This is a genomic window from Streptomyces alkaliterrae (assembly GCF_007097205.2).
Classification (GTDB): Bacteria; Actinomycetota; Actinomycetes; order Streptomycetales; family Streptomycetaceae; genus Streptomyces; species Streptomyces alkaliterrae.
This window is the reverse complement of the sequence record NZ_VJYK02000173.1, coordinates 1-12,003: the sequence shown is the minus strand read 5'-3', so window position 1 is coordinate 12,003 and position 12,003 is coordinate 1. Positions and strand designations below refer to the sequence as shown.

At 73.4% G+C, this 12,003-nt stretch carries 11 protein-coding genes; 6 read left to right on the top strand and 5 right to left on the bottom strand.

Annotated features, from left to right (window positions below):
- Positions 1-101: 101 nt before the first annotated feature.
- On the top strand, positions 102-2,048 hold the full coding sequence (locus FNX44_RS16705) for an AMP-dependent synthetase/ligase (protein WP_143649059.1): 1,947 nt from the start codon (positions 102-104) through the stop codon (positions 2,046-2,048).
- Positions 2,049-2,091: 43 nt separating this feature from the next.
- Here the strand turns inward: FNX44_RS16705 and FNX44_RS16700 are convergent, their stop codons facing one another.
- The 3 genes from FNX44_RS16700 to FNX44_RS16690 form a co-directional block, all read right to left on the bottom strand.
- Entirely contained in the window at positions 2,092-3,369 is a 1,278-nt protein-coding gene (locus tag FNX44_RS16700; protein WP_143649058.1) for a lipase family protein, read from the bottom strand.
- 112 nt (positions 3,370-3,481) lie between these two features.
- On the bottom strand, positions 3,482-4,498 hold the full coding sequence (locus FNX44_RS16695; protein ID WP_143649057.1) for an AraC family transcriptional regulator: 1,017 nt from the start codon (positions 4,496-4,498) through the stop codon (positions 3,482-3,484).
- Between the two features lie 125 nt (positions 4,499-4,623).
- Positions 4,624-5,874, bottom strand: coding sequence for a cytochrome P450 family protein (locus FNX44_RS16690; RefSeq protein ID WP_228449941.1), 1,251 nt, complete (start codon positions 5,872-5,874; stop codon positions 4,624-4,626).
- A gap of 212 nt (positions 5,875-6,086) precedes the next feature.
- Between FNX44_RS16690 and FNX44_RS16685 the strand changes: the two genes are divergently transcribed.
- Both FNX44_RS16685 and pip read left to right on the top strand, forming a co-directional pair.
- Positions 6,087-6,584, top strand: coding sequence for a GNAT family N-acetyltransferase (locus tag FNX44_RS16685; RefSeq protein WP_143649056.1), 498 nt, complete (start codon positions 6,087-6,089; stop codon positions 6,582-6,584).
- The gene (pip, locus tag FNX44_RS16680; protein ID WP_143649055.1) at positions 6,584-7,573 is read left to right on the top strand and encodes a prolyl aminopeptidase; all 990 of its coding nucleotides are present in this window, start codon (positions 6,584-6,586) and stop codon (positions 7,571-7,573) included. The genes FNX44_RS16685 and pip overlap by 1 nt, the downstream gene beginning before the upstream one ends.
- Positions 7,574-7,589: 16 nt before the next feature.
- Here the strand turns inward: pip and FNX44_RS16675 are convergent, their stop codons facing one another.
- Complete coding sequence (locus FNX44_RS16675; RefSeq protein ID WP_143649054.1) at positions 7,590-8,165, bottom strand: TetR/AcrR family transcriptional regulator; 576 nt, start codon at positions 8,163-8,165, stop codon at positions 7,590-7,592.
- Between the two features lie 85 nt (positions 8,166-8,250).
- On the opposite strand from FNX44_RS16675, the gene FNX44_RS16670 reads away from it, so the two are divergent.
- The gene (locus tag FNX44_RS16670; protein WP_143649053.1) at positions 8,251-9,453 is read left to right on the top strand and encodes an agmatine deiminase family protein; all 1,203 of its coding nucleotides are present in this window, start codon (positions 8,251-8,253) and stop codon (positions 9,451-9,453) included.
- Between the two features lie 98 nt (positions 9,454-9,551).
- Here FNX44_RS16670 and FNX44_RS16665 read toward each other — a convergent pair whose 3' ends face one another.
- The gene (locus tag FNX44_RS16665; protein ID WP_006138897.1) at positions 9,552-9,755 is read right to left on the bottom strand and encodes a cold-shock protein; all 204 of its coding nucleotides are present in this window, start codon (positions 9,753-9,755) and stop codon (positions 9,552-9,554) included.
- A 317-nt stretch (positions 9,756-10,072) separates the two neighbouring features.
- Here FNX44_RS16665 and FNX44_RS16660 point away from each other — a divergent pair, with 317 nt between their 5' ends.
- Together FNX44_RS16660 and FNX44_RS16655 are read left to right on the top strand one after the other, a co-directional pair.
- Positions 10,073-10,939, top strand: coding sequence for a menaquinone biosynthetic enzyme MqnA/MqnD family protein (locus FNX44_RS16660; protein ID WP_143649052.1), 867 nt, complete (start codon positions 10,073-10,075; stop codon positions 10,937-10,939).
- A 153-nt stretch (positions 10,940-11,092) separates the two neighbouring features.
- The coding region (locus tag FNX44_RS16655; RefSeq protein WP_143649051.1) for a serine/threonine-protein kinase at positions 11,093-12,003 on the top strand (911 nt) is incomplete at its 3' end.

Genomic DNA, 12,003 nt, shown 5'->3' with positions numbered 1-12,003 from the left:
GGGTGTAGGCGGCACCCTACTGACGGGAGTCGTTGTCGAATCGCTGTCAACAGTCGTCGGTCGGGCCCGGCGGCTGCTGACGCCGCCGCGTGGGAGAGCCGATGGCAGCACAGCGCAGTCCGGCGGGTCACGACCTGGCCGCTCTGGGGACGCCACGGCTGCTCAGGCCGCCGGAGTTGGTACGGGAGGGCGGCAGGGTGCGGGAGGCGTCGGTGCCGCCGCTGGTGCCGCCCCGACTGGCCGGCTCGCTCGCCGACATCCCGTTCGAGAACGCCGAACAGGCCCCGGACGACGTGGTGTTCGCGCGTCTGACGGCGGACGGCGCCGAGTGGCGGGACGTCACGTGTGCGGAGTTCGCCGGTGAGGTCATGGCGGTGGCGAAGGGGCTGCTGGCCAGCGGGCTGAAGCCCGGGGAGCGGTTGGCGATCATGGCGCCGACCTCATACGAGTGGACGCTCGTCGACTTCGCCGCCTGGGCCGCCGGGTTGATCACCGTGCCGCTGTACCCGGGATCCTCGGCCGGGCAGGTGCGCACAGTGCTCCGCGACGCGTACGTCTCCGCGCTCCTCGTCGCGGACGTCGAGGACGTCCGGCTGGTCAGTGCGATCAGGGGCACGCTGCCGGACCTGCGGCACCTGTGGCAGCTGGACAACGGCGCCGTCGGGCAACTCGCCGCCGCGGGGCGGCAGATACCCGACGCGCTGGTCAACGAGCGGCGGGCAGCCCTCGGCCCGGACACCGTCGCCACGCTCATCTACACCTCCGGCACCACCGGCCGACCCCGAGGGTGCGTGCTCACGCACGGCAACTTCCACGCCGGAGTGGACAACGCCATCCAGCTGCTGCACCCGGTGTTCGAGCGGGTCAGCGACGAGCCCGCCGCCACGCTGCTGTTCCTGCCGCTGGCGCACGTCTTCGGGCGCATGGTCTCCGTCGGCTGCCAGCGGGCCCGGGTCCGGCAGGGCCACGCGTCGAGCGTGCGGACCGACGAACTCCTCGCCGATCTGGGGAGCTTCCGCCCCACCTTCCTGCTGGCGATCCCGCACGTGCTGGAGAAGGTCTACAACACCGCCCGGGCGACCGCCGAGTCCATGGGCCGGGCCGGCTCCTTCGACCGGGCCGCCCGGATCGCCACCCGTTGGGGCGACGCCTGGAGCCAGGGGCTCAAGGGGGAGGGGCGCGGCCCCGGTGTCGGGCTGCGCACGGCGCGCGGGCTGTACGACGCGCTGGTCTACAAGCGGGTGCGGGCAGCGCTCGGCGGCCGGGTGCGGCACGTCATCTGCGGTGGTTCGCCGCTCGGGGAGCGGCTGGGTGCCTTCTACGCGGGTGCCGGCATCGAGGTCTACGAGGGGTACGGGCTGACGGAGACCACGGCGGCCGTGACCGTCACCCCGCCGCTGCGGCCGAAGCTCGGCACGGTCGGCTGGCCGATGCCCGGCATGGCGGTGCGCATCGCCGACGACGGAGAGGTGCTGCTGCGCGGCGGTCAGGTCTTCTACGGCTACTGGGACGCCCGCGACCACAGCGTGCCCAAGGAGACGGACGCGGACGGCTGGTTCGCCACCGGCGACCTCGGCGCCCTCGACGACGAGGGCTATCTGACCATCACCGGCCGGAAGAAGGAGCTGATCGTCACCTCCGGCGGCAAGAACGTGGCGCCGGCGCCGCTGGAGGACTGGTTGCGCGCCCATCCGCTAGTCGACCAGGCCGTTGTCGTCGGCGACGGCCGCCCCTACCTCGTCGCGCTGCTCACCCTGGACCAGGACGGGTTGGCGCACTGGCGGCGCACGCACCGCAAGCAGGGCCTGCCGATGCGGGAACTCGTCCGTGACGGCGACCTGTTGCACAACCTCCAGCAGGCGGTGAACGAGGCGAACGGCCTTGTCTCGCGCGCCGAGTCGATCCGCCGGTTCGCCGTGCTGCCGGTGCGGTTCACGGTCGAACGCGGCCAGCTCACACCCTCGTTGAAGCTGCGGCGGGCGCGGATCGCGGCCGACTTCGAGCAGGAGGTGGCGGAGCTGTACCGGGTGCCGGACGACCCGGCCTGACCTGGGGTCGGGCCGGGTCGTCCGAGAGCTCTCCCCCGTCGGGTCACTCCCCGAAGCGGCCCGCGAGCCAGGCCATCGCCAGCGGGGAACCGGCCATGGCGCCGCTGACGTGCGCGAACGGCAGCGACCTGAAGGTGACGTCGGCGCCGCGCGCCCGCCAGGCGTCGCGCAGCGAGGTGCCCTCGCTGTACGGGATGAGGGTGTCCACCGAGCCGTGGTAGAGGAAGACCGGCGCCTTCGGTGCCGTGGTGCCGAGTGTGGAGCGGCCGAGGCGGTCCCGCCACAGCGGCTCGGCGAGCGGGTTGCGGGTGGTGATCTGGTCGATTCGGCCGAACGGCCAAGTCGCGGCGCCGAGTTCGACGCACTGCGTCTCGGCGATGCGCTTCTGGAGCTTGCCGCGCGCGTTCAGATAGCCGTCGAGGTCGAGTTCGGGGAAGGCCGCGTCCTGGCCGACGGCCGCCATCGCGATCAGTCCTGAGCCCGCCTTGCCCTCGTTGTGCGCGGCGACCTCCAGCAGGTCGCGCGGCACACCGCCGGTCGCGGTGCCCCGCACGTCCAGCTCGGGGGCGTAGGAGCCGTGCAGTTCGGCCGCCCAGCTGGAGGCCTGACCGCCCTGGGAGTAGCCCATCACGCCCACCGGCGAGTCGGCGCTGATGCCGGCTTCCGGAAGTCGCATCGCCGCGCGGGCGGCGTCGAGGACCGCGTGTCCGGCGGAGGGGCCGACGGTGTAGGTGTGGGTGCCGGGGGTGCCCAGGCCCTCGTAGTCGGTGACGACGACGGCCCAGCCGCGCAGCACCGCCTGGTTGATCAGCGAGCCCTCCTTGGTGAGGCCGGAGGGGAAGGTCCGGGAGGGCGCGCAGTGGTCGGCGAGGCCGACCGTGCCGACCGCGTAGCTGACCAGCGGACGCTTCCCGGTGCGGCCGTCGGACGGCACGATGACCGTTCCCGAGACGACGTTCGGCTTCCCGGTGACGGTGGTGGACCGGTAGTGGATCCGCCACGAGCGGGCCGTGGACGGCGTGACGGGATTGGGCATGAAGCGCTGCGGGACGGCGCTGACCAGATCACCGGGCGCGAGCGTCGCGGCGTCGACGCCCGCTGTGCCGGCGGCCGGCGGGGCGGCGGGCTCGTCGGCGCCGGCGGATGCCGCCGGCAGGCCGGCGGTGACCGCCAGGGCCGCCAGCGCGGCGACCAGACCGAGGCGGCGGGCGCGGCGCCGCGCGGCGCGGCGCCGGCGGCGGCCGGACGCCGACGCTTCCGGGGAGGAGCCGGGCGGGCTCGGCGGCAGGGCGGCAGGAGGGGACGGCGGCAGAAGGCGCATGGGGCTCTCCCAACAGTCGTGGGGGGTGCTGGGGCACTGGTGGTGGGGAAGGTACTGACCGGTCGGTACCCGGGGAGCTGACCGTGCGGCTCAGGCTCGCTGACCGAAGGTGTCAGCCACGGGACCGGTACGCGCCCGGAGTGGTGCCCGTCCACCGCCGGAACGCGCGGTGGAAGGCGGTGTCCTCGGAGAAGCCGAGCCGTGCGGCCAGCTCGGCTATTCGCTCGCCGTCGCCGAGCGACGCCAGTGCCACCTCGCGCCGGACCGCGTCCTTGGTCTGCTGGAACGTCGTGCCCTCGGCGGCCAGCCGGCGCCGCAGCGTGGCCGGACTGACCGCCAACGCGGCTGCCACGCGCGGCAGTTCGGGTAGGCGGGTGCCGTCCCGCAGGGCGTTCAGCAGAGTGTGCCGCACCTGTTCGGCGACGGTGGTGTCCCAGGCGCGGCGGCTGAGCAGGTCGGCCGGCGCGGCGTGCAGCAGCCGACGCAACGCGGCCTCGTCGCGCACCACCGGCGCGGCCAGCCAGTCCGCGTCCATCGCCGCCCGGGTGCGCGCGGCGTCGAAGCGGCACGGGCAGCCGAAGAGCCGCTCGTACTCCTCCCGGTGAGGCGGCGGCGGGTACGCGAACTCCGCCCACAGCAGCGGGATGCGGCGGCCGACGACCCAGCTCGACAGCCGGTGCCAGATGACCACCAGCGACTCGGAGAGGAAGTGGTCGGGGTCCTCCGGCGGCTGGTCGAGCACGCTGTACCGCAGCTCCGCCCGGCCGCCGTACCCCTCGGCCGCCGTCTCCAGGCCCAGCCGGGGACCGTCCGGGAAGAGCCCGTAGAACCGGACCGCGCGCCGCAGCGCCGACCCGAGATCAGGGCAGCCGATCACGGTGTGGCACATCATCGCGAACGTGCCCCGCCGGCTCGGGGCGGGGCCGAGCCCCAGGAACTCGTCGTCGGTGGCCCGGTGCAGCTCCCGGACCAGTTCGGCGAACTGGGCGGCGGAGACACGGGCGTTGTCGTCGCCCAGCAGCAGCGGCGGGATGCGGGCACGCTGGAGCAGCGGCACGGTGTCGACGCCGAGCCGATCCGCGCCACGCAGCGCCGCGCGCACCCGGTGCACGGAGATGGTGCCGCCCATGGGCCGCCTCCCGGTACAAAACCCAAGGTCGGCCCCACCGTAGCCAACAACGGCCCGATCGGTCAGCGGCGGCGACACGAGCGGGCGCCCAGCGCGTCGCGTGCCGCCCCCGCCGGCGGGCCGCGTCAGTCGAACCGGACGGGCAGCGTGGCCGGGCCGCGCAGCATGATCGCGCTGGGACGCCAGGTCACCGGGCGGTCCGGGTCGAGCCGGACGCGCGGGCGGCGTTCCAGGAGCGAGCCGAGCGCGATGGCGGTCTCCAACCTGGCGAGTGGCGCACCGAGGCAGAAGTGCGCCCCGTGCCCGAAGGCGAGGTGCGCACGGGACTGCTCGGGCGGACGGCGGACGTCGAACTCGTCGGGGCGCGGCGCGACCGACGCCGCCCGTGCCGCCGCGGCGAGCCCCACCAGCACCGACGCGCCGGCGGGGATCTCGCGCCCGGCGACGGTGACCGGCTCGGCGGCGAAGCGGAAGCTGGAGGTCTGGACCGGGGAGACGTGGCGCAGCATCTCCTCCACCGCGTTCTCCAGCAGCCCGGCATCGGCCCTGAGTGCGGCCAACTGCGCGGGTCGGCGCAGCAGTTCGAGGAGCCCGCCGCCGATCAGGTTGACCGTTGTCTCATGGCCGGCGACCAGGAGCAGGAAGGCCATGCCCAGCAGCTCCTCGTCGCTAAGCCGCTCCTCGGCGGCGGCGTCGGCGGTGTTCGACCGGACAAGCGCGCTGAGTAGGTCCTCGCCGCCCTCGGCCCGCCGGCGCGCGATCAGCTCCGCGAAGTATCCGGACAGCGCGCCGGCGGCCGCGCCGGCGGCCTCCGCACTGGTGGGCGCCACGACCTCGCTCGACCAGGAGCGGAAGTCCGCCCGGTCCGACTCCGGCACGCCCATCAGCTCGCAGATGACCGCCATCGGCAGGGGCAGGGCGAGGGATTCCACCAGGTCGGCCGGGCCGGTCGCGGGCAGCGCGTCCAGCAGTTCGTCGACGAGCTGCCGGACGCGGGGCCGCATGGCGGCGACCCGCCGTGCGGTGAACTCGGCCGAGACCAGCCGCCGCAGCCGGGTGTGCTGCGGCGGGTCGGACTGCAGCATGTTGTGACCGACCGCGTAGCCGCCGTCGTCCGTCCAGTCGGCCGAGTGCCGGATGTCGTTGCGCAGCCGGTCGTCGAGCAGCGCGGCGCGCGCCTCCGCGTGGCCGACGACAAGCCAGCACTCCTTGTCGAAGACCGGGACGCGGACCCGGTGGACCGGACCGCGGGCGGCGAGCCATCCGAAGACGGCGTGCGGATCCTCATGCATCGGGGTGCCGATCTCGTCCGCCAGTTCCACCAGGTCGATCACGGCGGACGGGTCTGCGGGGATCGGTGGTGTGCTCTCCGGCATCGGCGTACTCCTCTGTTCGGCTGTGCGCGGACGGGAGCTTGCAACTGCGGTACGGATGGCCGCGGTTCGACACTACCGAGGCGGTCGTCCGGCCCGCCGACCGGGCCGGACGATGATCGCCAAATCGCTTTGGCGACGGGGTGCGCTCGCATAGCGTGGTGCCATGGCGACTCCTGTGCGGAGGAGGCCGCCGCCGAGCCTGGGAGAATTCGATGACGAGCTTCACTCTTCGTGTGCCGACGGACGAGGACGCCTACGCCTGGCACGAGCTGTTCGACGACCCGGAGGTCATGGAGTTCCACGGCGGTGCCTCCCTGGAGCTGTCCGTCTACGAGGAGTTCACCGCGCGGCAGCGCTCCCACGACGCCACCCGGGGCTTCTGCCTGTGGACGGTGCTCGACAAGAAGGGCGTACCGGTGGGCTTCACCGGCGCGCAGCCCTGGCCGCACGCGTGGGGACCGGCCGGGGAGATCGAGATCGGCTGGCGGCTCGGCCGCGCGCACTGGGGACTGGGCTACGCGACCCTCGCCGCCGAGGAGACGCTGCGCCGGCTCAGGGCGGCCGACGTCCCCGAGGTCGTCGCGATGATCGCCGCCGCCAACTCCCGTTCCGTGGCGGTCGCCGAGCGGCTCGGCATGCGCCGGGCCGAGGCCTTCCGCACTCCGGAGAGCCGCACCGACGGCGTCTGCTACCGCCTGGCACTCCGCTGATGCCGGACCCGGCCCGAGGGGACCACACCGAGTATCCGCTCACCGATCCGTACGAGACGGGGATGCTGGACGTCGGCGACGGACACCGCCTGTACTGGGAGCAGTACGGCGACCCGGCGGGCAGGCCGGTCGTCCTGCTGCACGGCGGCCCGGGTTCCGGCTCCGGCGGCATGAGCGGCATGCGCCGCCACTTCGATCCCTCCCGCCACCGGGTGATCTCCTTCGACCAGCGGGGCTGCGGCCGCAGCACACCCTCCGCCGCGGACCCCGCCGTCTCCCTCGCCACCAACACCACCCACCACCTCCTCGCCGACATCGAGCGCCTGCGCGCACACCTCGACGTCCCGGCGTGGACGGTGGTCGGGGCGTCCTGGGGCACGACACTCGGGCTGGCCTACGCCCAGCGGCACCCGGACCGCGTCACGGAGATGATCCTCGTCTGCGTGGTCACCACCACGCGCCGGGAGGTCGAGTGGGTCACCAGGGGAGTGGGGGAGCGCTTCTTCCCCGAGCGGTGGCGGCGCTTCCGCGACGGGGCGCCGCCGGGCGCGCGTGACGGCGACCTGGCCGCCGCCTACGCGGCGCTGCTCGCCGACCCGGACCCGGACGTCCGGGAGCGGGCCGCCCGCGACTGGTGCGCCTGGGAGGACACACACGTCTCCACCCACCCCGGCCACCAGCCGGACCCGCGCTTCACCGACCCGCACTTCCGCATGGTCTTCGCCCGGCTGGTCACCCACTACTGGAGTCACGCCGCCTGGCTCGAGGAGGACTCGCTGCTGCGGAACGCGAACCGCCTCGCCGGCGTCCCCGGCGTCCTGATCCACGGCAGGCTGGACCTGAGCAGCCCGCTCGACGTCCCCTGGCGACTGTCCCGGGCCTGGCCCGGCAGCGAACTCGTGATCGTGGACAACGCGGGCCACGGCGGTCCGGGTTTCCGCGAGGCGATCAACACCGCCGCCGCGCGCCTGGCCCCGCCACGGGCGTGAGCTCGGGCGGCGTCCGTCAGGGTTCGCCCAACTCGGCGGCGATGCCGCCCCGCAGCAGGTCGCGGGCCCGTTGCAGGGAGAGGGAGCCGCTCAGCCAGCGCTCGCTGAGCCCTTCGACGAGGGCGCACAGGCGGTCGGCGGCGTCGTCGGGCGAGACGTGGGCGGCGACGCGGCCCCGCTCCTGCGCCCGGCTGATCAGCTCGCTCGCGTACTCCGCCCATCTGGCCGTGGTCGCGTTCAGCTGCTCGCGCAGCTCCGGCTGGAAGACCGCCGAGGCTCGCAGCTCTCCCCACACCCGGCTGGTCTCGACCACCAGCGGGGTGTCCTGGAGCTCCAGGAGCAGCATCTCGGTGAGGTGGCCCCGGGGGTCCGCGTCCGCGTCCACCTCCGGGGCGGTGTAGTGCTCCGAGCGGGAGTTGACAAAATCCAGCGTGCGGGCGAGCAGCCCGGCGCGGTCCTTGAAGTGGTAGTAGAGCAGCGAGGTCGATACGCCGGCCTCGGCGGCGATCTCCTCCACGCGTAGTCCCCTGACCCCGTCCCGGGCGATCACGCGGGTCGCCGCCTCCAGGATCGCGGCACGTCGACCGGACATCCGTTGCCCCCTTCGTGTACTGCTGTCCGATGCTACCGTAGAAGCTGACTGAAATTTCAGTCGGGAATCGAGGCGGGAGAACCTGATGTCCGGAAGCGACCGCCGGGCCGTGCTGCGCGCCCTCGTGGCCGCGGCCGCCGGATCCGTGCCGGTGGCCGCCTGCGCCTCCGGCGGGGGCGCAGGCCACACGAAGCGGGGAACCGGCGAAACGGGGGAGGACGGGGACGAGGAGATGACCGAACAGCCGAAGCCGAGCCGGTCCGGATGGCGGCTACCCGCCGAGACCGAGCCGCACGACCGCACGTACCTGGCCTGGCCGCCGGACGACTCCGTCTGGGACGACCTGCTACCCGGCCTTCGGCGCGACATCGCCTCGATCGCCCGGGCGGTCGCCGAGTACGAGCCCGTCACGCTGCTCGCCGACCCGCGGAACGCGGCGGACGCGCGGCGCGCCTGCGGTTCGGGAGTCGAGGTGCTGCCCGTACCGGTGGACGACGTCTGGGTGCGCGACACCGGCCCGGTGTTCGTGACGAACCCCCGACGGGACCGGCTGGCGGGCGTGGACCTGCGCTTCAACGGCTGGGGCGGCAGGGCCACCCGCCGGGCCCGCGACGAGCGGGTCGCCAGGGCCGTGCTGGCCGGGGCCGGTGTACCGAGAACCGTGGCGGGTCTGGTGGCCGAAGGCGGCGGGATCGAGGTCGACGGCCGTGGAACGCTGATGGCCACCGAGAGTTCGCTGGTCAACCCGAACCGCAACCCCGGCATGAGCCGCGACGAGATCGAGCGGGCACTCAGGGAGGCATTCGGCGTCACCCGTGTCCTGTGGCTGGCGGGGGTCCGCGGACGGGACGTCACCGACCACCACGTCGACTCCCTCGCGCGCTTCACGCCGGGCGGTGCCGTCCTGCTGAGCCGGCCGCCCCTCGCGGGAGACGGCGACGGCGGGGTGTGGACCCGGGCCTACGAGCAGGCCGGGAAGGCCCTGGCCGAGGCCACCGACGCGCGGGGCCGACGCCTGGAGACCGTCGACCTCCCGGAACCCGACCCTCGGCTGATCGGCCGCCGGGGCCCGGACTTCCTCGCCTGCTACGCCAACTACTACGTGGTCAACGGCGCGTTGATCGCCCCCAGGTACGGCGACCGGCGGGCCGACGAGACGGCCGCGGCCGTGCTGCGGGAGCACCATCCCGGCCGGCGGATCGTGAGTCTCCCGATCGACACCCTCGCGGAGGGCGGTGGCGGCATCCACTGCGCCACCCGGGAGCGGCCGGCGGTCAAGGCGGCCTGACGGCCGCGGGCGGGCCGGGAAAGGCAGGAGCCCCCGCCGGGGCGGGGGCTCCTTGGTGCCGCCCGAGGGCGGCGGAGTTCAGCAGGCGCTGAACCAGGTCACATAGGAGTCACGTTCTCCGCCTGCGGACCCTTCGGGCCCTGGGTGACGTCAAAGCTGACGGCCTGGTTCTCCTCGAGGGAGCGGAAGCCGTTGGCGTTGATGGCGGAGTAGTGGACGAAGACGTCGGGGCCTCCGCCTTCCTGAGCGATGAAGCCGAAGCCCTTTTCGGCGTTGAACCACTTGACGGTTCCGGTAGCCATAAGCCCTCCTTGGGCCTATTAAGGGTCGCCCTGCTCCAGAACCTGCTAAGAAGTCTGAAAATGACGAAAGCCCGCGGTCACAAGGTCCGCAGGCTCTGTACTGCAAGGGAAACCAAACTGCAACTTGCGGTGAGCCTAGCACGCTCCGTTGATGTGGGGGAAGGGGAGAAAGATCTCGTCGTGACGATGGCTCGAACGGTCGATCCGGGGTTGACATGGGGGCTGACGTGGGTAGTCACCAGGGTTGACGCCCGGGGGCGGTCGGGGCGGTCGCCCCTGCCAACCGGAGCCGCGCCGTCCGGGCGTACGCTCACGACGTGAGTGCGCAACCGAACGTCCCGCCGTCCCGGCCCCGGGTCGGGCACATCCAGTTCCTCAACTGCCTTCCCCTCTACTGGGGCCTCGCGCGGACCGGCAGCCTGCTCGATCTGGAGCTGACGAAGGACTCACCCGAAAGGTTGAGTGAACAACTCGTTAACGGCGACCTTGATATCGGGCCGATCACTCTGGTCGAATTCCTGCGCAATAGTGAACGACTGGTCGCGCTTCCTGATATCGCGGTCGGCTGCGACGGCCCGGTCATGTCGTGCGTGATCGTCTCGAAGCTGCCGCTGGACCGGCTGGACGGCCAGCGGGTGGCGCTCGGCTCCACCTCCCGCACCTCCGTGCGCCTCGCCCAGCTGCTGCTGGCCGAACGGCACGGCATCACCCCCGACTACTACACCTGCCCGCCCGACCTCGGGCTGATGATGCAGGAGGCGCAGGCCGCCGTCCTCATCGGCGACGCCGCGCTGCGCGCCTCCCTGCACGACGCGCCGCGCCTGGGGCTGCACGTCCACGACCTGGGCGAGATGTGGAAGGAGTGGACCGGGCTGCCGTTCGTCTTCGCCGTCTGGGCCGCCCGCCGCGAGTACCACGAGCGGGCCCCGGAGACTGTCCACGAGGTGCACCGCGCGTTCCTCGCCTCCCGCGACCTGTCGCTGGAGGAGGTCGACAAGGTCGCCGAGCAGGCCGCCCGCTGGGAGGCGTTCGACGCGCAGCTGCTGGCGCGCTACTTCACCACCCTCGACTTCCGCCTCGGCGCCGCCCAACTCGCCGGCATCCGCGAGTTCGCCCGCCGCACCGGCGCCCCCGCCGGCGGCTACGCGCCGGACGTCCCCATCCACCTCCTCCCGCGCCCCTGAGCCCTCCGCTTCCCGCCGTGCGGCGGGGCCTCGCGGACCTGCTCGAAGCCCGCAGACCCGGGAGGAGCGGTGAACGTGACAGCCCCAGCCTCTACGCTGTGCGCTGCGGCCGCCGATCGAGTACGGGCGGCGGACGGGAACGGGGAGGGGCCGATGGAGCCGCTGGCCGCGGAGGACCCGCGCACGATCGGTGAGTACCGCCTGCTGCGTCGGCTGGGCGCTGGCGGTATGGGGCGGGTGTATCTCGGGCGGAGCCCGGGCGGTCGTACGGTCGCGGTGAAGGTCGTGCACGCGCAGTTCGCCGCCGACGAGCAGTTCCGCAGCCGGTTCCGGCGGGAGATCGCCGCCGCCCGCCGGGTCGGCGGCGACTGGACGGCCCCCGTGCTCGACGCGGACCCGGACGCCGCCACGCCGTGGGTCGCCACCGGCTACGTCGCCGGCCCGTCCCTGCACGACGCGGTCGTGGCACACGGCCCGCTGCCGGAGCATTCGACGCGCGCGGCCGTCGCCGGCCTCGCCGAGGCGCTGGACGCCGTGCACCGGTTGAGTCTGGTGCACCGGGACGTGAAGCCGTCGAACGTGCTGCTGACGCTGGATGGCCCGCGGCTCATCGACTTCGGTATCGCCCGGGCCACCGACGCGACCGCGTCGCTGACGGGGACGGGTGTGTCCATCGGCTCGCCCGGCTTCATGTCGCCCGAGCAGGTGCTGGGCCGGGAGGCGGCCACTGCCAGCGACGTCTTCTCCCTCGGCGCGGTGCTGGTCTTCGCCGCCACCGGCCAGGGCCCGTTCCCGGGCGAGAGCTCGGCCAGCCTGCTCTACAAGGTCGTCCACGAGGAACCCGAACTCGGCGCCCTCCACGGCGAGTTGCGCGAGCTGGCGGCAGCCTGTCTGGCGAAGGAGCCGTCTGGCCGACCCCCGGTCGCGGACATCGTGCGGCGGCTGGCCGGGGACGGCGGCGCGGCGGGGCTCATGGGGCCCGGCTGGCTGCCGGCACCGGTGGTCGAGGGCGCCAGCCGGCGCGCCATGCAACTGCTCGAACTCGAGACGGAACCACTCCCGCC